The following is an 18,785-nucleotide window of genomic DNA, read 5'->3' on the forward strand; positions in this document are numbered from 1 at the left end:
TCAGCCGCAGCAGGAATCCCGAATCATGTCCATACTCGCAGATCGACCGCCGCCGGTCTTAACTGTAACGGCACTCACCGAAGAGATCAAATTTGTCCTGGAAGATCATTTCAGCACGGTTGAAGTGCGCGGCGAGATCAGCAGTCCGCAGGCCAGCCGCAACGGCCATCTCTATTTTACACTGAAGGATGCCGGTGCCCAGCTCTCCTGTGTGATGTGGCGGTCGCAGCGGGAGATGCTGGATCAAGAGCCGCAGCACGGCGATGAAGTGGTGGTAAGCGGACCGGTACAGGTTTATCCGCCGCACGGCCGTTACCAGCTGATTGTTCGCTCAGTACGCCCCGCCGGAGCCGGAGCGCTTCAACAGGCCTTTGAACGGCTGAAGCGCAAACTGGAGGCGGAAGGCCTGTTCGACCCCGCACGAAAAAAGGAACTGCCGCGGTTCCCCCGGATCATAGGTATCATCACATCGGCCACCGGCGCGGCCTTCCAGGATATGCGCGACACGCTGGAAAAACGGTATCCGATGTGCGAGGTATGGCTCTACCACGCGTCGGTGCAGGGCGGCCAGGCGGTGCCGGAAATCGTGCAGGGCATCCGGTGGTTCTCGGAACGGCAAGAGGCGGACCTGCTGATCGTCGGCCGGGGCGGCGGCTCGCTCGAAGACCTCTGGGCCTTTAACGAGGAACCGGTGGCGCGTGCCATCGCCGATTGCCCCATTCCGGTGGTCAGCGCAGTGGGGCACGAAACCGACTTCAGCATATCGGACTTTGTGGCGGATGCGCGGGCGGCGACCCCCACCCAGGCGATTGTCATGGCTGTGCCGGACATAAACGACCTGCGGATGTATACCGATGACACCCGGATGCAGCTGGAGCGCATTGTTCGTCAGCGTATCGACAGGCACAAGGACGCAGTCTCCCGGTTTCTGGATAATTACGCTCTGCACGGTGTTCGCCGGCGCATCGAAAGCCGCAAGGAGCAACTGGCCCGGCAGCAGGAAGAGCTGGGACGCGGACTCAGGCGGCGGCTCGAACGACACCGGGATTTACTGGCCTGGCGACACGAGCAGCTGAGACCCGGACTTCTCAACCGCCTCGGCCGGTCGCGTGACGAAATCCGCAGAATGCAGGAGAACATGGCCCACGCCGTTCGGCAAACCCTGCTGCAAAAGCAATCGGCCTGGAGCGGTATGGCCCACCGATTGGCCGCGTCCGATCCCAACGCGCCGCTCAAGAAAGGGTACACGCGCATCTATCAGAACGGGCAGTGGATGCGGCGGTCCGACCGGTTCCGCTCCGGCGGCGATTTCGAAATTCAATGGTCCGACGGCCGCACCGAAATCAGGCGTTCTGAAAGCGGACCACGGTCATAGCAGATACGACATGACGCCGACGCCGATAAATACGGTTGCTCCGGCACACCCGCTCAGTTCAGAATAACCATCTTGACGGTTTCAATCCGCGACTGTGTCGCCTTGCTGATGATGAACTTGTGGCTTCCGATCACAATCTCCTCATTGACCTTGGGGATGCGTCCCACCTCGTTGATGATATACCCGGCGATGGTCTCGTAGTTCTGTTTCTTCACCGGCCAGGCCACAGACGGGTACTTCTCGGAAAGCAGCGCAAGCGGCACATCCCCATTCATGATGAATGTATTGGATGACACCCGTTTTATCAGCGTATCCTCCATATCGTACTCGTCCTGAATATCACCCACCACCTCTTCAAGCAGGTCCTCGGTGGTGATGAGGCCGGCCGTGCCTCCATATTCGTCAATTACAATGGCCAGGGAGATATTGAGTTTTTGAAACTCGGAAAGCAGGTCCTTGGATTTCTGGCTGGAAGGGATGTGCTTCACCGGGCGGATAATATCGCTGAGCTGCTTCGGGTTCTTGAAAAGGTCGTACGCGAATACCACACCGATCACATTATCGATGCTTTCGTCATATACCGGCAGTTTGGAAAAGCCGGATGAAACGAATTTCTGCAGGACCTCCTGGAGTTCGGCATTCTTCTCGCAAGCCACGATTTCGGTGCGCGGTATCATGGACTCCCGGACCCGCTTATTGGAAAGCTGCAGGACATTGGTCAGGAGTTCCGAATCGTCCCGGTCGATATCCGACTCATCGCTGTCGCCAAGTTCCCGCAGCAGCATCTCAATATCCTGGCGGCGATACACCTGTTCCGATGTTTCGGATTGCGGGATGGCCAGGGCGATCAGCTTGCCGGCAACTCCGTTTGCAAAATAGATGAACGGAAGGAATACGGCGTGGAGTACACGGTGAAATATCGCCAGATTAAAGATGAGTGCTTCGGAATTGATCCGGAAGATCACTTTCGGCACGATCTCGCCGAAAAACATGATCACTATGGAGGCGATGACTGTTTGGATGAACAGCACCGCAAAGTCCGAGGGGAACGTGTCGAACAGTGCGACATAGGCGGCGGAAACCGGCTGGACGAGAAATATTGCCATCAGCGTGGCGTAGATCACGTTGACAATATTATTGCCGATGAGGGTGGTGGAAAGGAAAGCCTCCCGATCTCTCAGGAAAAAAGCCATTACCCGGGAGCGAAGAGACGTTTTTCGTGCCCTGATCTCCAGTTTCAGCCGGTTGGCGGAAACATAGCCGATCTCCGAGCCTGCAAAAAATGCGCTCAGCAGGATAACCAGGGCAATCAGAAGCCACTCGTTCATAAAGCAGCCTCCGGTTCAGGTGGCGGTTCCTGTTCCTGCGAAGATGAAGGTGTATCCAAGGCGAATTTTACCGTTTGTTTGCAGAGATGCAGCAAAAGATACAATTTTATTTATTATTAAACCCGGGTTTTCGCTTCTCCAGGAAGGCGGAAGTGCCCTCCCTGAAGTCGTCCGTCCCGCACAACAAGCCGAACAGCCGCGCCTCTTCCTGGAACCCCTGCGCCCGATTGGGATAAGCGGCATGCACCGACTCTATCGCTTTTTTGATGGCGATTGGAGCCTTTTTTGTGATCTGCTGAAGCCAGAGCCGCGACGCCGCAACGGTGCGCCCGTTTTCAACGATGCGATTGACCAGGCCGAAGTCCAGCGCGGTTTGCGCGTCGATCGGCCGGCCGTCCAGGATCATCTCCAGTGCCCGGCCCTTGCCGATCAGCCTCGGCAGGCGCTGTGTGCCCCCGTAACCGGGTATAAGTCCCAGGCCGAGCTCGGGCAGGCCGAACTGCGCCCCGCGTGAGGCAACCCTGAGATGGCAGGCCAGGGCAAGCTCACATCCACCCCCAAGCGCATACCCCTCAATGGCGGCGATGACCGGCTTGCCGGTAGATTCGATGATGGAAAAGACAACCTGCCCTTTTCTTGAAGCCCGTTCACCGCTCTTCACTTTCAGCTTCTGCAGTTCGGCAATGTCGGCGCCGGCTGCAAACGCCTTCTCCCCGCTTCCGGTCACCACAATGCCCGTAACCTCCGGATCTTCTTCAAGTTGCCCGAAAAGCTCCTGAAGCTCATCCAGCATCCGGTTGCCGAGCACGTTGAGTTTGTCCGGACGGTTGATGGTCACCGTCGCGATTCCTTCCTCATATGCCACTTTCAGCGTTTCATGCCGATCGTTCATGCGCACCTGATAATTTTTGTTATGGCATATAGTATAAGCCGGAGCAGCCATTTGGTCAACATCTATCGACAGCATGCCTGATTACGCGATCAATGGCTGAATATTACCCGCGGTGAAAAAAAATTTGACACGGAGCTATATACTATTATATTAGTACTATGATGATAGAACATCAGAAAAACTGCCACCTAACCAGCATCCGATTAACCTGTCGAGCAATATCATGAAACGATCCCTGACACCGCTTGGTGAAACCGAAATGGAAGTTCTGCAACACGTATGGGACCTGGGGGAAGCCACCGGCAACGATGTCCGGAAACGGATACATCAGACCCGTGACCTGGCCTACACCACCATCATAACCGTACTCAAAAACCTGGTTCAAAAGGGGTATCTGAAGTACCGCAAAGAGGGTGTTACCCATGTTTACAGTGCAGCGCGAGAGCCGGAGTCGGTTCGCTACAATCTGGTGAATCATCTTGTGGAAAAAGTATTCAGAGGCTCCAGAGCCGATCTTATCCAGACTCTGGTGGAAAAGGAAAAACTGACTGCGGAACAGCTTAAGGAAATCCGAAGAATGATCGACCAGCTGGACGAGCAGTAACAGTCGCGCTTCAATGGAAACGCGATGAACCGGTTGGGCCGGCTTGCCTGCCGAATCCCGGGCGATAGCAGCCATGCGTCAACGGCTTGCTATCTGCTGTACCCTCAACTCATTACACACTGCCGGGCGCGGACTGTCATTTCCCGGCGACAACCCGCCGCAAGGCCACATCAAACGCAATTGTCATGGAGACATCGCAACTGATCCCTTTCATCACCTCGTTCCTGGAATCGGCCGGAACCGCCAGCATCAGCTATCTGTGGATACCGGCTGCCGTATGGCTGATAGCCGTGCTGACCGTCCTCGGACTGCTTCGCCTGGCCGCGAACATGGACGCCCTGTACCACTATCATATCCGGACGGCGCTCATCCTCAGCCTTCCGGCCCCGTCCCCCTGAGCCTGTCCAACCGTACGCTACTCGACTCGATGCGCTTCAAGCCGCGCCTGATACTTGGTGGCCGAACCCCGGTACCCTGCACTTTCGGCACATTTCGTCCGGTCATAATCATCCCGGAGAAGCTGAGGGAGTCACCGCAAAAACTGAATATGGCCGTGCGCCATGAGCTGATTCACATCCGACGGGGGGATTCCCTGCTGAACATGCTGATGATGCTCACCATCACGCTTTTCTGGTTCATCCCGCTGCTGCATCTGCTGTTCTCGCGGGTAAAAATGTACCGTGAGCTATCCTGTGACCGGGATGTGCTCAGTGAAAACGGATTTTCCAGAAAAGAATACGCCGAGCTGTTGTTTGAGATGGCCATGCATACCGGCCGTCACCATTCATCATTGCTGGGTATGTCCATTGAACCATCCATCCTAAAGAAGAGGATTGAGAATATGAATACAAAAGAACAACACCAGCGATCATTCAGGAAGAGTCTTGGCTTTTTGTTTGTCACCCTTTTAGCCATCACGGTGGTTATTTCGTGCTCGGATATACAGAGCAGCGGACAAGGCGCGGAGCCGGCCTCTTCGGTTTCGTCATCCGCTGAGGGTGCTGCCACCTCAACCGCCGCCCTGGATGAGGAAACTGTGTACACCGAAGTGGAGATCATGCCGGAAATGGAGGGCGGAATCATCTCATTGTACGAGTACCTGACCTATCCTGATGATGCGCGCGCCGCCGGTATCGAAGGGCAGGTTGTGGTGCAGTTTGTCGTCGATGAAGAGGGCCGGGTCACACAACCGCAGGTTGTGCGAAGCGCGGGCGGTGGCCTGGACGAAGCGGCGCTTGATGCCATTGAGCAGGTCGCCTTCACACCCGGAAGAAAAGACGGAACTCCCGTGAAAGTGGAAATTGCGATGCCGATCTCCTTCCGGCTGAGTCAATAGGAGAAGTATGCGCCGCCGTGGGGCCCCGGATCCGGATTCATTTGACCTCACCGGGTTCGGGGCGGCCACTGCCGGCCGGCAGCTGTTCATGAAGCGGACGCAGGCCGTATCTGACAAGCAGGTTGATGCTTCCAGCCTGCGCGCTGGTTGTCGTCAACTGTTCATGTAGCGGTCGTATCGGGAAAGCATGGCCGCGTCTTCCTCCAGCTGACGGATGTAGGCCGAGGTATCTTCCAGCTCCGCCATCATTTCATCAAGCTGGCTGCCGAAATCGTCGGGATGGTAGATCGTCATTGTCTTTTCATAGACGTACCGCACCGCGTCTTCGATGGTCTCCTGCCGGGTCGTGCAGATATCTACCCGTTCCTCGGCGGACTTCAGCTTCTCGAGGCGTTTTTTAAGAATCTCCAGGCGCCGTGTCCGTACCTCCCTGAGCTGGCCCGAGTATTCGGCTTTCAGCTCCAGCTCAAGTGAGCGGATCTCAAGAATGAGCGCGCCGGTGGAGGATTGCCGCAGAAGCTCGCTGAACCGCTCATGGAAAACAAGTTGCCGCAGGTACTCCGACATCAGCGATTCGATTCGCGAGACCAGCGGTTCCGCCAGCAGGCGGGCCGAGCCCGGCATCGACCGGAAGTTGGCATCGATTTTGTCGCACAGGCGCTTGAGGATCAGAAACTTTTTCTGGCTGTGCACCTGGAGTTCGTCGAACATGCGTTTCTCTGTGCCGGCACCGTCCTGATCCCTGGCGTCGAGGCGTTCGATGATGTACCTGCGAAACCATGGCTGATGCGGTACCGTCCCGAGATAGAGCAATTCCACTCCAATGCCGATGGTCAGTACCAGGGTCGGCATCCAGGGGGTTCCGGACACCATCAGGGCACCCAGGCTCACCAGCAGCAGATACCCCAGGTTAAGCGGATGAAGAAACGCTTCTCTGGCCAGGTTCAAGGAGTGATATTCGGGACGATGGTCAGGCATGGTCGTTGTTATTCACATGTGTTTTGGTGTGGGAGAGAATTCCCGGTTCCGATTTGTTAATGAACACCTCTCCCTGTTTCTTGCCGGCTTCAAGCGAACGCGGGGTTTCCATCTGTTTTTTGAACTGCCGGACGATCTCACCGGCCTTCAGCCTTTCGGCATCGTACTCCAACTCGATGGATTCGCTGTCGACGCTGTCGAGCGCCATCTCCATGCGGGCTTCGTTCCTGGCGGTCTCTTCGCGTATCCGGGCGATCATCTCGTCGTGGGTCGCATCCACTCCGCTCACTTCAAACTGCTCGAGCGTATCCGCCACACGGGCCTGCCAGGCCGAGCGTTCGCTCTCTCTCATGGCCTCTTTCGCCTCGCGGATTTTGCGGTCCTTCTCGGTCATGAATGTCTTCTTGACCTGCAGGGCCTTGTCGTACGCTTTCCGGGCGTTTTCGAGTTGATTTCTGGAAGCGGTGAGCGCATCCCGGCCCCGCTGAAGCTGCAGGGCGTAGTTTTCGGCGATATCGTCCCGTTCGGCTTTGATGGCCGTTTTAATGCGCAGGGAAAGCTCGCTGACCTGATCCTCATAGCGCTGCACTTCTTTTTGCAGCAGCATCACGTTGGCTTTCACCGTGGCGATGTTCTCGTTCATCCGGGGAACCTGGTCGTTCAGTTCCCGGATGTTCATCTCAAGGATCCGCTTGGGATCCTCAATGGCGCTTACTGCTCCGCCAAATATCGATCTGATGGCACGTACAAATCTTCTCCACATAACTGCTCCGGTTTACGGTTCCAGGTGAACCGGACCGGGTCAGGCTGTGCTCCATGGAGTTACGCCATCGCGTGTTACCTTGTCGGTGATCAGGGCGGGGGTTTCCGGCCTTGTCGAACCAACGGTAACGGCATCCTGCAGCATCTGCCGGACCCTGTCCGTTGTTTCTTCCTTATTCGTGCGGCACCTGGCGATTGTTTCACCCTGTTTGACGGGATCGCCGATCTTTTTGTCCAGAATAATGCCCGCCACCGGGTCGATGGTATCCTCCTTGGATGCGCGTCCCGCCCCCAACTCCACTCCGGCCATGCCGATAGCGTAGGCGTCCATCTGTGTGACATAGCCTGCGGACGCGGCCTGAACCTCAAAAGAATGTTTTGCCGCCGGATAGCCCTCCGGCCGATCCAGGTATTCGGTGGATCCGTCCTGGGCGGTTACAATATCCCGGAACTTCTGCATGGCGGAACCGTCCTGTACCGATTTTCTGCTCTTTTCAACTCCCTCCTCAATGGATCCGGCCTTGCCGCCCAGCCAGATCATGGTGCCCGCGAGCAGGTGCGACACCTCCAGCAGGTCAGCGGGACCGCCACCGTTCAGACATTCGATGCTCTCCTCAACCTCCAGCCAGTTGCCGATTTTGTGGCCCAGCGGTTGCTCCATGGCGGTGAGCCAGGCAATGGTGCGCTTGCCGAACTCCTCGCCGATCGACACCAGCCGCTGCGCAAGCTCCAGCGCCTGATCGCGTGTCTTCATGAAAGCGCCGGAACCGAATTTCACATCCAGCACCAGGGCATCGATGCCCTCGGCCAGCTTCTTGCTCATGATGCTGCCGGCGATCAGGGGGATGGACTCGACGGTGGCCGTAACATCCCGCAGGGCGTACATACGCTTGTCGGCCGGAGCGATCTCTTCGGTCTGCCCGATGAGGACCACATTGTGCTCCCTGAGTACCTCGACATATCGTTTTAGGTCCAGGTTGACATTAAACCCCGGGATGGATTCCAGCTTGTCGAGAGTACCGCCCGAATGTCCGAGTCCGCGGCCCGATATCATCGGTACGGGCACGCCGCAGGCGGCAACGATCGGAGCGAGGATCAGCGACGTCTTGTCGCCTACACCACCGGTGGAGTGTTTGTCGACTTTGATTCCCGGCACATCCGAAAGATCCATTACGGTGCCGGAGTGGAGCATTTCGCGGGTGAGGGCCGCCGCCTCGTCGTCATCCAGCCCGTTCAGAAAGGCGGCCATCAAAAAGGCGCTCATCTGGTAGTCGGGCACGGCATCGCGGCTGTACTGCTGGATCAGGTACCTGATCTCCTCTGATGAAAGGGAACGTTTGTCGCGCTTCTTCCGGATGAGCGAGGCGATATTATAGCTGTTCATTGACGGATACTGTTTGAAATTCGGACTTCCATGTTTAAGAGTCGGCAAAATTTTGATATCTTGCGTGACGATCGGTACCGTTTGCCGGTAAATACCGGAATCCGAAGATGTTTCGACCATTTCGCAGAAATTTGCCTCTCTGCTGTATTGTGGTGACATAATCGGGCAGAATCTTAACAATGGCAACTACCGCATGGAGATCTCGCCGTTTCAATTACTGCTTTTGCTCATCCTGATTATCCCGCTGATCCGGCGGGTATGGGACAATCTGAAGAAGGGTGACGACACCGGCCACGAAGGGGAAAACCTGCCAGAGGATCCCTGGAGTGTAGATCAGGATACCGAAAGCCGCTATCCGCAGGAGGCGGCCGGCCGGCACCGGCCCGGTGAATCGCGCTCACAGGAGAACGGATACGGCGCATCCCCACAGCATACCGCGGAACAGCCGCGCGGGGAACAGAGCTGGGAGGATTTCTTTGAAGGCCTGGAAAAGGTGCTGTCCAGCGATGAGTCCGAGCAGAACAGGCAGCGTGAAAGCCAGCGCGAGCCCGCGTCAGCGTCATACGGCCGCGAGACGGCCGGAACGGTCTCGCAGCGAACACGCGACGCTTCGTCCCGTCATCCCCTGGAAGGCCCTGTATACTCCGAAAGCGGCCATGGCGCGCGCGGTGCCTCTGCCTCAGCCGGTGGACATTCGGCTTCCGGCGGCTCTTACGGCAGTGCCACTTCTTCCGCTTCCGGCCAATCCCGGAGAGGTACCGGTGACAGCCGTGGTTCCCGTCCCTCGTCCGACCCGTTCCGCCATAAAGAGCACCGCTGGTCCGATACCGGAGAGGAGATCGAACAGGAGCTGGCCGACAAGGAGAATCCCATCTACGCCACGCTCGACGACGAGCCCACCGTCACCCGCCTCGGGATGAGCGGCAGGAAAAACGTCAAACGGATTCTTGGGGATCCCGAAAGAGTCCGTGACGGCATCATGCTGAAAGTGATCCTGGAACCGCCGAGATCGCGTCGCGGGCGACCTGACCGTTTTTGAGATGGATGATGTGATTACGGTACTGGGCGATCAAAACCACTATCTACTCGAGCGTTACCTCCACCCTTCCCTGAAGCTGGAAACCTACGACCCCATCGCCGGATGGACGGACGATCAGATTCGACGGGCAGACGCCCTGCTGGTGCGTACGGTCAACCCGGTGAACGCGAATACCATCCCCACCGGCCACCGGCTCCGTTTTGTCGGCACCGCATCCGCCGGCCGCGACCATCTGGATGAATCCTGGCTACGCGGGCAGGGCATCGCTACCGACGACGCCAAGGGCTCCAACGCCCGCTGCGTGGGCGAGTATGTTGCGGTTGCAACCCTGCTCTACTGTGATGCGAACGGAGTTGATCCCGAAACCCTCACCGCCGGCATCGTTGGAGCCGGTTTCACCGGTTCGGCCGTATCGGAGCTGCTGGAGGCGATCGGCATCCGGTGTCTGCGCCACGATCCGCCCCGCGCCGAACGTGACCCCTCCTTTGTTTCGGCACCCGTGGCGGATGTACTGGAATGTGACATCATCAGCTTTCATGTGCCATTGGAGACCGGCGGAGCGCACCCAACCCGTTACTGGTTTGATGAAGAGAAGATCCGGGCACACCCCCGCCGACTGGCCATCAACGCGTCACGCGGTGGCGTAGTGGACGAGCAGGCCCTGCGCAGGGCATTGACGGACGGCCATATACAGGCCTGCATCCTGGATGTCTGGGAAAACGAACCCCGCTTCAACGACTCCAGTTTGGAGGCGGCCTTTCTGGCGACGCCCCACATCGCGGGGTATTCGATCGAAGCGAAGGCCAAAGCCTCCGAGATGATCTGCCGGAGCCTCCACAAGGAGTTGGGCCTGCCGGATCCCGGGCCGGTGACCGACACCCTCTACCCGGCCTCCCTTCCCGGCGGCGACGCCTCGCTCTCCGAAATTCTGAACGCCCTCCACCCCGCCCGCAGCTACGACCACGGGCTCAGGGGGCTGGCCGGGAACCCTGATGCCGAAAAGGGGCCCGCCTTCCTGCGACTGCGCCAAAACACCCCGTTGCGCAACGAGTTCCGCCATATCGAAATCCCGGAGTCCGTCACGCTGCGGTATCCGGCACTTGCCGCCCTCGGTCTCCGGACGCTTGCACCGCCCCGACCAAACGCTGAACGCCCGAAATGAGACACATCCCATCCAGCAGCCTTCCGAAAAAGAATGTGAGTCCGGGCCGGCGTGTGACCTCGCTAATGCCGGGATTCATGCTGTTGCTTGCACTCGGCTGGATGGGCCACGACCTGCCCCTGGAGGAGCGGATTGTGCTGTTCCGCTACCTGGCGATGGCGTTCGCCGGTGTGATGGCGTTTATCACCCCGCACCTGCTTTTTCCGGATGCCGACAAAACGCTCATCCTGCAGCTCAACCTCTCCCCGCGAAAGCTTTTCCTCCATCATTGCGTGAAACTGCGCCCCTTGTGGGGCTTCGCCATGGCTGCGCTGCTGCTCACCGCCTTCGGGGATGCGGTCAGTCCGGCCGCGGACACGGCCCGGAAGCTGCAGCTGCTCGGCACCGGAGCGTTGGCGCTGAGCGCCATCATGCTCTACGCCCTGTACCGGTTTGTGACGATCGGCGGACTCTCACAGCGCTGGCACGAAGGCAAGATTGGCCGCCGCGCCTTCGACTCGATGGAAAAAATCGGCAAGGGGAGTCCCGTTAGCGCCGGCATGTATCCCACATTCATCAGCACCATTTTGGTTACCTTCGCCGGCATGATGATCGTGGTCATCGCCTCTGCCATCCCCCACCCGCTCCTTGCCATCCTGCCCTACGCGGCTTTTGCCGGATATGCCGGTACACAGCTGTACCGGGCGGGGCGCCGATACGACCGGCTCTACTACCAGAGCGACGCTTTTTACGACGAATTGTTCACCAACCCCTCCACCGGATTGCGCGATTCGCGGGAACCGGCACGTTACGAGGCGATCTACTGGGTTCCGGGACGGTGGCGGCCTGCGGTTTGGAGTCAGCTCATACAACTGGACCGCAAGCGGCCCATGGGCAGGATTATCGCTCTGCTCACGTTTACTTACTGGCTGCTGATCTGGCTTGGGGTGCCGGAAAGCTGGCACGCCCTGTGGCTGGTTTTCTGGGTGATGGCCAAAAACCTGCTCGCCTGGCCGGCATCCGACAGGCGCATATCGCCCCCCATGTTCCACTGGTGGATGATGCCGCCGCGCGACTGGGTGATCGTCCGCTTTTTTATGCAGGTGCGATGGACTCTGGCACTGTTTCTGACCGTCGCCGCGGCAGCGGTGATGTCCGGTGCCGTCGGCTGGACCGATGTCTGGTTCTGGACCGCTTTTGACCTGGGCGTATGCATCGCCTCGGCCTGGGTGATAACCCGCAGCAACGAATACGCTTTCCAAAGAAAATACGCATGAGTGACTATCTGAACGTCAGAAATGTTTCCAAAAGGTACGGAACGGGGCCGATGGTGATCGCCGGACTGAACCACACCTTCCGCAAAGGCGTGGCTACCGGCCTGATCGGAGCCAACGGCTCGGGAAAAACCACCTTTCTGAGGCTTCTGTCGGTGACCGCCTTCCCCACCGAAGGAGAAATCACCTTCCGGGGCAACTCCATCTACGACTCGCCTCACCGCTTTCTGAAACACATCGGGATGGTGACCGACTCCGGTGACCTGCCTCAGTATATCAGTGCCAATGAACTGCTGGAATGGACCTTGCGGGCGCGGGGGAAATGGGCCGACGAGGAGTCGCCACAGCGGATGGACCGGTTGTTTGGACGGCTTCAGTTCGACGAACGGAGAGCGAATTTGATCGGAACCTACTCAAGCGGCATGCTGCAAAAAGCCATGCTTGCCTGCAGCCTGATCAGCGATCCGGAAATCATCCTGCTGGACGAGCCGTTCCGGGCACTGGATGAGGAGAGCAAAAAAGCGTCGCTCGAGCTGCTCGAGGAGTTTAAAAACAACGGCGGGACCATCCTCGTCTCCAGCCATCTCCAGGATACGCTGGCCCATATCTGCGACGAATACATCACCTTCCCGGTGAAATGAACCGAGATGTGGCGCAGGCGACCCGGTCTGATGATCCGGCCATGTCCTGCAACACACTACCCGTTGACATGGTGCTAAACGGAGGCATCAGCAAGCCGGTCAGTCGGAGAACTCAATCAGACGGACAGCCATCTGGCCGGAAGGGTGCATGATCCAGCCCAAATGACACGTCATAATAGAACATTTCAGGGGAGCCCGAACAGGCGGCGGGCGTTTTCCGTGGTGACTCGGTCGGCCTCATCGGGGGTCCAGCCGAAGATTTCCGCCAGTTTTTCGGCCGTATACGCCAGATATGCGGGTTCATTGCGTTTGCCCCGTTTCGGTACGGGTGCCAGGTAGGGCGCATCGGTTTCCAGCAGCAGGCGGTCGGTTGGGAGTCCGGCGACCACCCGGTCAACACCGGCATTCTTAAACGTCACCACCCCGCCGATGCCGAGGTAGAGGTTGAGGTCCAGTGCGCGGCGGGCTTCGCTTTCAGTGCCGTTAAAGCAATGCCAGACACCGTTCAGATTCCCGTCCTGCTCGTCCTCGACAATATCCAGCAAATCGTCGGTGCTTTCCCGGTTATGAAGGATGACCGGTTTGCCCGTTTCCCTGGCCAGTCTGCAGTGGAAGCGAAGGCTCTCTTTCTGCTCATTTACAAAATCCGTCGACCAGTGGTAGTCAAGTCCGGTTTCACCGACAGCGATAATATCCGGGGATTCGGCAAGCCGGGGCAGGAGCTCCAGTACATCGGCGGTATCGCCGCGGACATCACAAGGATGAATACCCGCCATTTTGTGAAAACGGATACCGGGATGATGCATCTCGTCCATTTGCGCCAGGGAGTCTATATCGATGGCCGGCATCATAATATCGGTTATACCAACGCTGACGGCCCGATCAAGGACTTCGGCCAGGTCGTCACGAAACCGGGGGAGATAAATATGGGAGTGGGTATCAATCATGGGAAAAGCAGGTGCCGTAATTGCCGGTCGGCTGACCGGCCTGTGCGCCATTTACGGATAGTTTTTGACTTTTTTTATGTTCGTTTGAAGGTAACAAAAAAAGTCGGCGAACCCATGATCGGGCTTTGAAGGGTGACGACGGCAGATATCAATCAGCGTCATAAAAAACAACATTTCGGATGGATTTACCACAGGATGAATTGTAAGTTTCGATATCTGTCCGGGTCTTTTTTATTGCAGCGCGGCGCGAATTCGATTTTTGATATTCTCGGCAAAAGACATATATTCAAACATATTTTATACATATCCCCTAAATAGCAAGTACATGGCTGATAACGAACGCAGAAAAGCAATTGACCTGGCGGTAGGCCAGATTGAGAAACAGTACGGGAAAGGGACGATCATGCGGCTGGGGGATCAGCCCATTGCCAATATCCCCTGCATTTCCACCGGTTCCATGGTAGTGGATCATGCCCTGGGCGTTGGCGGGGTGCCCCGCGGGAGAATCACCGAAATCTACGGTCCCGAATCGAGCGGAAAGACCACCCTCGCGCTGCATGTTATCGCCGAAGCGCAGAAGGCCGGCGGGCACGCTGCCATCATCGATGCCGAGCACGCGTTTGATCCGAAGTACGGGAAAGCGCTCGGCATCAAGATCGATGAGCTGCTCATATCCCAGCCCGACAACGGAGAGCAGGCGCTGGAGATTGCCGAGACGCTGATCCGCTCCGCCGCGCTGGATGTGGTCGTTATCGACTCGGTGGCCGCACTGGTTCCGCGCGCCGAGCTGGACGGCGAAATGGGGGACTCGCAGGTCGGCCTGCAGGCCCGTCTGATGTCGCAGGCTCTCAGAAAACTGACCGGCATCGTCAACCGCACCCACACCTCTGTCATCTTCATCAACCAGCTCCGCGAAAAGATCGGGGTGATGTTCGGCAACCCGGAAACCACTACAGGCGGAAAGGCGCTCAAGTTCTACTCATCGGTACGGATCGACATCCGGAGGATCGGCGCCATCAAGCGCGGCGACGAAGTGACCGGCAACCGAACCAAGGTGAAGGTGGTGAAAAACAAGGTGGCCCCACCGTTCAAAACCTGCGAATTCAACATCATGTACGGCAAAGGGATTTCCCGCATTGCCGAGTTGCTTGACCTTGCGGTGCAATTCGACATCGTCCAGAAGCGGGGAAGCTGGTACCGCTATGATGGTGATCCGATCGGGCAGGGTACCGACTCGGCCATTCAGTTTCTTCAGGAGGATGAGCAACTTGCAAACAAAATCGAGGGTATTGTCCGCAACAAACTGATGCCGGACCATTACCCCGAAAACGGGAAGGAGAAGGCAGGGTCTGCCGCCGGATCCTCGTCGGAAAGCCCCTCATCGCAAACGGCCGCAGGCAAAAAAGCCGCCGGTACCCCGGGCGGCGGTGCAGCGGGTGAGACCACCGGTTCCGGCCGGGAATAACCTGCCGGGAAGCGGTGTGAGCCATGGATGACATACCGGAGAATCTGCCTGGCCCGTGCACGGAATTATCCGTTCAGAAAAACAACGGAGAACGGGTCTCCCTTTTTGTGAACGGTGAGTTCATCGGCGGATTTCACCGGGAGGTGGTGGCCGCCGCGGGAGTCCGTCGAAACAGCGTCATAACAGCTGCGCTTTTTGAGCAGCTGGTCCGTGATGACCGGCAGTACAAACTCCGCGACCAGATTTACCGCTGGCTCGCCATTCGAAACCACAGCAGCGGGGAGCTTCGGAAAAAAGCCCTGGCGAAAGGATACTCCGCCGAAGAAATATCCCGTGCCATCGAGAAGGCTGAAGAGAGGGGATACACCGATGACGCGGCATTTGCGCGTCAGTTCGCCGAAGAAAAAAAACGGAGCCGCAAATGGGGGCCGGTGAAAATTCGTGCGGCTTTGTCCCAAAAAGGGATAAAAAAGCAGTATATTGCATCGGCTCTGAAGGGCCTTTTCGATGACCCGTCCCTGCAGGATGATCTGTATGCCGCTTCCCGGAGTATCCGGAGCCGGCTGCTCAGAACCGAGAAAGGGATAAAACGCAAAAAAAAGCTTGCCGATTTTCTGATACGAAGAGGATTTCCGTCACATGTCGTCTTTGAGCAGTCGGATGATCTTCTGAACAGACTTGAGCATGAAGAACGTTAGTACCGAGTCCCTGGTCCGTTTAATCATCGGTGCAGCCGCACTGCTGCTGCTTTTGCTGCTGCTGTACCGTTTTTTTGTGCTGGTGCTGTATGCGCTGATCGCCCTGGTCATCTCCTACATCCTCGACCCGTTTGTAAACCGGATGCAGGCGGTGGGCATGAACCGGACGCTCGCCATCAGCATGGTGCTGTCCTCCCTGATCCTGTTGCTGGTTTGGTTTTCCAGTACCGTGCTCCCGGCCGTGGCAAACCAGGTGATAATTCTCGGACAGCAGCTCAATTTTGACGCCATCCTTGTGGTAACCGCCCAGATCGAGGATCAGATACTCGAGAGGGCCCCATTCCTGCCGGAAGGGTTTCTCCGCGACAATGTACCCTATGTCGCTGAAGTTCTTTTCCAGACCGACGACATCACCCGCACCATCAACAACATCCTTGGCATTTTCGCCAATATTTTCTGGGCGTTTCTTGTAATACCGTTCGCCACCTTCTTCATCCTCAAGGACGGCAGTTCCCTGCGCCGCAGCATCCTTCGCATGGTTCCCAACAAGTATTTCGAAACCACCCTCACCGGTATCGAGAAAGTGGAAAAGCGGCTGGTTACCTATTTCAAGAGTGTGGGCCTGCAGAGCGTGATCATCGCCACCACCGCCACCATCACCCTGAACATCGTGGGGCTCAACAATGCCCTCTCTGTCGGTATCGCTGCCGGTGTGGCGAACATCATTCCCTATTTTGGTCCCATTATCGGGTATATTCTCTCCATCATAGTGTCGGTGCTGGAAACAGGTGACTTTTCGCTGGTGATCTATGTGATCGGCGCGATACTAGTCACCCAGATTATCGACAACATCCTGGTGCAGCCCCTGCTTTTTTCACGATCGGCCAATCTACACCCCATTGTTGTGCTGTTCGTGGTGATGATCGGGGCGGAGATTGCCGGTATCCTCGGAATGCTGGTGGCGGTGCCGCTGACCGCTGTTACTGTAATTACCATCCAGCAGATGCGATGGAGCCTGGACAACTACCATGTATTCCGAACAGCCGACCCCAATTAATCCATGAAACTGCGCCCCCTTCCCGACAACGGTGTCATCGGCATCATAGCCCCCTCCTCTCCGGTGGATGAAAGCCGGCTGGAGCGCGGGGTTACCTATTTCGAGCAACTGGGCTACCGCACTCATGTGACGGCAAGCTGCTACAAACGGGAGCATTACCTTGCCGGAGACGCGCAGACGAGGGCAGCGGAGCTGATGGAGCTCATCCGCAATCCATCGATTGACGCTGTTTTTTTTGCCCGCGGCGGGTTCGGAAGCGCCGCCATGCTCCCCCTGCTGGATTACGATACCATCCGGGCATCTCGAAAACTGCTGGCCGGTTTCAGCGATATCACCGCACTGCAATGGGGGATCTATGCGCAATGCGGGTATCCGACCGTCTCTGCGGGGATGCCGGCCACCGATTTCGGAAAACTGTCGATAGACCCCTTTTTTGAAGAGCAGTTCTGGAAATTCATGAAAACCGGGCGGGTAAGCTGCCGCGTGGAAACCGCCGTACTGCAGGGCTATGCCGATGGACCAGGTGAGTCGGCGGATCCCGCTTATACGGCCGGGAAAGGGGCACAAAACCCGTCACAGATAATCGAAGCCGGCGAGAAAGAGCGGTACGATGCATCCCATACAAATTCCCCCCATATCCGAAAGATTACCGGTACGTTGCTGCCGGGCACCCTGTCGGTGGCTTCGAACCTGGCCGGCACCCCATGGTTTCCTTCCGTGAAGGGATCCATTCTGCTTCTGGAAGATGTCGGGGAGTCGCGGCACAAAATTGAAGGAAATCTCCTGCAGGCAAAACTTGGCGGCTGGTTTGATCAGTGCCGCGCCGTGCTCTTCGGTGATTTCGCTCCAGCGGAAAAGGAAACCTTCCCGGAGAATCCCTCCATCGACCAAATCCTGAAACGTACTGTCGGCGAAACCGGAGTGCCCTACGCATCCGGCATGCCCTACGGGCACATCGACCGGAAAATTCCCTTTCCGGTTGGTCAGGAAATATCGCTATCTTTGGGGCGGTCCGTAGAAATCTCCAGCACCGACAGCCTGTTTGATTTTTGAAAACAAAGCGCATCACCGTTTTTGCATCCGGTTCCGGTTCCAATTTCAAGGCGATCCACCAGGCCGCTTTGAATAACGACATTCCTGCCTCCATCACCGCCCTGGTATCCGACAAACCCGACTGCGGGGCCGTCACCTATGCCCGCTCCCGGAACATCCGGACACACATTACCTCCCCCGCCCTGTTTGCCGAAGACGTCGCCGGGGAAACGGTTTTTTCACTTTCCAGGAGCTCGGAATCGCCGGATCCGGTGCCGGAAGGCCACCGCCGGTACGCGGCATTTCTGCTGGATGTGCTGGAAAAAGAGATGCCGGACCTGATCGTACTGGCCGGCTATCTCAGGAAGATACCGGACGCGATCGTTGACCGGTACGCCGGGAGCATCATCAATATCCACCCGTCGCTGCTGCCGAAGTACGGTGGCAAGGGATGGTACGGCATGCGGGTGCACCGGGCGGTTATTGAGAACGGGGAGAAGGAGTCCGGCTGCACCATCCACTACGTGACCGGTATTTACGACGACGGCCCGATCATTGCGCAGAGCAAGGTTGCGGTTGCCCCGGACGATACGCCCGAATCACTGGCCGCCAAAGTCCAGAAGCAGGAGCACACGCTCTACCCGCAGGTGATAGGAAGGCTCCTCACAAAAGTGGAAAATGAGTAAATCCGGCTTGCTGCGGGAACCCTGCCTGCCGGTATTCCTGGAATCCCGGGCTCATCGAGCACGGTTTCAGGTTATCCAGGCGGCCGGAATGCCAGGTTTACCAGTACGGGCCCTGTTTACGAACTTTTATCACATACCCATAAACG

General features: G+C 57.4%; 19 protein-coding genes. 13 read left to right on the forward strand and 6 right to left on the reverse strand.

Annotated elements, in window-relative coordinates:
- The first annotated feature begins 25 nt into the window (after positions 1-25).
- Entirely contained in the window at positions 26-1,375 is a 1,350-nt protein-coding gene (gene xseA, locus QA596_01230; protein MDG5766068.1) for an exodeoxyribonuclease VII large subunit, read from the forward strand.
- A gap of 53 nt (positions 1,376-1,428) precedes the next feature.
- Here xseA and QA596_01235 read toward each other — a convergent pair whose 3' ends face one another.
- Positions 1,429-2,703 (reverse strand): hemolysin family protein, encoded by a 1,275-nt coding sequence (locus QA596_01235; protein ID MDG5766069.1) that lies wholly within the window; start codon positions 2,701-2,703, stop codon positions 1,429-1,431.
- Between the two features lie 106 nt (positions 2,704-2,809).
- A complete protein-coding gene (locus QA596_01240) occupies positions 2,810-3,595 on the reverse strand; it encodes an enoyl-CoA hydratase-related protein (protein MDG5766070.1) in 786 nt (261 codons plus the stop codon).
- Positions 3,596-3,818: 223 nt separating this feature from the next.
- On the opposite strand from QA596_01240, the gene QA596_01245 reads away from it, so the two are divergent.
- From QA596_01245 to QA596_01255, 3 genes are all read left to right on the forward strand, one after another.
- Positions 3,819-4,199 (forward strand): BlaI/MecI/CopY family transcriptional regulator, encoded by a 381-nt coding sequence (locus QA596_01245; protein MDG5766071.1) that lies wholly within the window; start codon positions 3,819-3,821, stop codon positions 4,197-4,199.
- A gap of 185 nt (positions 4,200-4,384) precedes the next feature.
- Positions 4,385-4,597: a hypothetical protein gene (locus QA596_01250; GenBank protein MDG5766072.1), complete on the forward strand. Its 213-nt coding sequence runs from the start codon at positions 4,385-4,387 to the stop codon at positions 4,595-4,597.
- Positions 4,598-4,626: 29 nt separating this feature from the next.
- Complete coding sequence (locus QA596_01255; GenBank protein MDG5766073.1) at positions 4,627-5,535, forward strand: M56 family metallopeptidase; 909 nt, start codon at positions 4,627-4,629, stop codon at positions 5,533-5,535.
- Between the two features lie 153 nt (positions 5,536-5,688).
- Here QA596_01255 and QA596_01260 read toward each other — a convergent pair whose 3' ends face one another.
- From QA596_01260 to QA596_01270, 3 genes are read right to left on the reverse strand one after another with little or no spacing between them, the layout of a single operon-like run.
- Positions 5,689-6,513: a hypothetical protein gene (locus QA596_01260; protein MDG5766074.1), complete on the reverse strand. Its 825-nt coding sequence runs from the start codon at positions 6,511-6,513 to the stop codon at positions 5,689-5,691.
- Positions 6,506-7,276, reverse strand: a complete 771-nt coding sequence (locus tag QA596_01265; protein ID MDG5766075.1) for a PspA/IM30 family protein — start codon at positions 7,274-7,276, stop codon at positions 6,506-6,508. The genes QA596_01260 and QA596_01265 overlap by 8 nt, the downstream gene beginning before the upstream one ends.
- A 39-nt stretch (positions 7,277-7,315) precedes the next feature.
- The gene (locus QA596_01270) at positions 7,316-8,659 is read right to left on the reverse strand and encodes a thymidine phosphorylase (GenBank protein MDG5766076.1); all 1,344 of its coding nucleotides are present in this window, start codon (positions 8,657-8,659) and stop codon (positions 7,316-7,318) included.
- A 193-nt stretch (positions 8,660-8,852) separates the two neighbouring features.
- Here QA596_01270 and QA596_01275 point away from each other — a divergent pair, with 193 nt between their 5' ends.
- From QA596_01275 to QA596_01290, 4 genes are read left to right on the forward strand one after another with little or no spacing between them, the layout of a single operon-like run.
- Positions 8,853-9,698: a hypothetical protein gene (locus tag QA596_01275; protein ID MDG5766077.1), complete on the forward strand. Its 846-nt coding sequence runs from the start codon at positions 8,853-8,855 to the stop codon at positions 9,696-9,698.
- A gap of 1 nt (position 9,699) precedes the next feature.
- On the forward strand, positions 9,700-10,860 hold the full coding sequence (locus QA596_01280) for a 4-phosphoerythronate dehydrogenase (GenBank protein MDG5766078.1): 1,161 nt from the start codon (positions 9,700-9,702) through the stop codon (positions 10,858-10,860).
- Positions 10,857-12,116 carry a hypothetical protein gene (locus tag QA596_01285; protein MDG5766079.1) on the forward strand — a complete coding sequence of 420 codons (1,260 nt, stop codon included), beginning with the start codon at positions 10,857-10,859 and terminating at the stop codon, positions 12,114-12,116. Before QA596_01280 ends, QA596_01285 begins: the two co-directional genes overlap by 4 nt.
- Entirely contained in the window at positions 12,113-12,754 is a 642-nt protein-coding gene (locus QA596_01290) for an ABC transporter ATP-binding protein (protein ID MDG5766080.1), read from the forward strand. Before QA596_01285 ends, QA596_01290 begins: the two co-directional genes overlap by 4 nt.
- A 185-nt stretch (positions 12,755-12,939) precedes the next feature.
- Here QA596_01290 and QA596_01295 read toward each other — a convergent pair whose 3' ends face one another.
- A complete protein-coding gene (locus QA596_01295; protein MDG5766081.1) occupies positions 12,940-13,701 on the reverse strand; it encodes a TatD family hydrolase in 762 nt (253 codons plus the stop codon).
- A gap of 325 nt (positions 13,702-14,026) precedes the next feature.
- Here QA596_01295 and recA point away from each other — a divergent pair, with 325 nt between their 5' ends.
- Genes recA through purN form a run of 5 tightly spaced genes read left to right on the forward strand, consistent with a single transcriptional unit; the run spans position 14,027 to position 18,639 of the window.
- Positions 14,027-15,166, forward strand: coding sequence for a recombinase RecA (gene recA, locus QA596_01300; protein ID MDG5766082.1), 1,140 nt, complete (start codon positions 14,027-14,029; stop codon positions 15,164-15,166).
- A 23-nt stretch (positions 15,167-15,189) separates the two neighbouring features.
- A complete protein-coding gene (locus tag QA596_01305) occupies positions 15,190-15,864 on the forward strand; it encodes a regulatory protein RecX (protein MDG5766083.1) in 675 nt (224 codons plus the stop codon).
- A complete protein-coding gene (locus tag QA596_01310; GenBank protein ID MDG5766084.1) occupies positions 15,851-16,921 on the forward strand; it encodes an AI-2E family transporter in 1,071 nt (356 codons plus the stop codon). The genes QA596_01305 and QA596_01310 overlap by 14 nt, the downstream gene beginning before the upstream one ends.
- 3 nt (positions 16,922-16,924) lie before the next feature.
- Positions 16,925-17,974: an LD-carboxypeptidase gene (locus QA596_01315; protein MDG5766085.1), complete on the forward strand. Its 1,050-nt coding sequence runs from the start codon at positions 16,925-16,927 to the stop codon at positions 17,972-17,974.
- Positions 17,971-18,639: a phosphoribosylglycinamide formyltransferase gene (purN, locus tag QA596_01320; GenBank protein ID MDG5766086.1), complete on the forward strand. Its 669-nt coding sequence runs from the start codon at positions 17,971-17,973 to the stop codon at positions 18,637-18,639. Before QA596_01315 ends, purN begins: the two co-directional genes overlap by 4 nt.
- Positions 18,640-18,785 lie beyond the last annotated feature (146 nt).

The organism is Balneolales bacterium ANBcel1, assembly GCA_029688905.1.
GTDB lineage: Bacteria > Bacteroidota > Rhodothermia > Balneolales > Natronogracilivirgulaceae > SLLW01.

Bases quoted from the DNA above. Each gene is read 5' to 3' on its own strand.
- xseA (MDG5766068.1), top strand. From the start codon at position 26: ATGTCCATACTCGCAGATCGACCGCCGCCGGTCTTAACTGTAACGGCA.
- QA596_01235 (MDG5766069.1), bottom strand. From the start codon at position 2,703: ATGAACGAGTGGCTTCTGATTGCCCTGGTTATCCTGCTGAGCGCATTT.
- QA596_01240 (MDG5766070.1), bottom strand. From the start codon at position 3,595: ATGAACGATCGGCATGAAACGCTGAAAGTGGCATATGAGGAAGGAATC.
- QA596_01245 (MDG5766071.1), top strand. From the start codon at position 3,819: ATGAAACGATCCCTGACACCGCTTGGTGAAACCGAAATGGAAGTTCTG.
- QA596_01250 (MDG5766072.1), top strand. From the start codon at position 4,385: ATGGAGACATCGCAACTGATCCCTTTCATCACCTCGTTCCTGGAATCG.
- QA596_01255 (MDG5766073.1), top strand. From the start codon at position 4,627: ATGCGCTTCAAGCCGCGCCTGATACTTGGTGGCCGAACCCCGGTACCC.
- QA596_01260 (MDG5766074.1), bottom strand. From the start codon at position 6,513: ATGCCTGACCATCGTCCCGAATATCACTCCTTGAACCTGGCCAGAGAA.
- QA596_01265 (MDG5766075.1), bottom strand. From the start codon at position 7,276: ATGTGGAGAAGATTTGTACGTGCCATCAGATCGATATTTGGCGGAGCA.
- QA596_01270 (MDG5766076.1), bottom strand. From the start codon at position 8,659: ATGAACAGCTATAATATCGCCTCGCTCATCCGGAAGAAGCGCGACAAA.
- QA596_01275 (MDG5766077.1), top strand. From the start codon at position 8,853: ATGGAGATCTCGCCGTTTCAATTACTGCTTTTGCTCATCCTGATTATC.
- QA596_01280 (MDG5766078.1), top strand. From the start codon at position 9,700: ATGGATGATGTGATTACGGTACTGGGCGATCAAAACCACTATCTACTC.
- QA596_01285 (MDG5766079.1), top strand. From the start codon at position 10,857: ATGAGACACATCCCATCCAGCAGCCTTCCGAAAAAGAATGTGAGTCCG.
- QA596_01290 (MDG5766080.1), top strand. From the start codon at position 12,113: ATGAGTGACTATCTGAACGTCAGAAATGTTTCCAAAAGGTACGGAACG.
- QA596_01295 (MDG5766081.1), bottom strand. From the start codon at position 13,701: ATGATTGATACCCACTCCCATATTTATCTCCCCCGGTTTCGTGACGAC.
- recA (MDG5766082.1), top strand. From the start codon at position 14,027: ATGGCTGATAACGAACGCAGAAAAGCAATTGACCTGGCGGTAGGCCAG.
- QA596_01305 (MDG5766083.1), top strand. From the start codon at position 15,190: ATGGATGACATACCGGAGAATCTGCCTGGCCCGTGCACGGAATTATCC.
- QA596_01310 (MDG5766084.1), top strand. From the start codon at position 15,851: ATGAAGAACGTTAGTACCGAGTCCCTGGTCCGTTTAATCATCGGTGCA.
- QA596_01315 (MDG5766085.1), top strand. From the start codon at position 16,925: ATGAAACTGCGCCCCCTTCCCGACAACGGTGTCATCGGCATCATAGCC.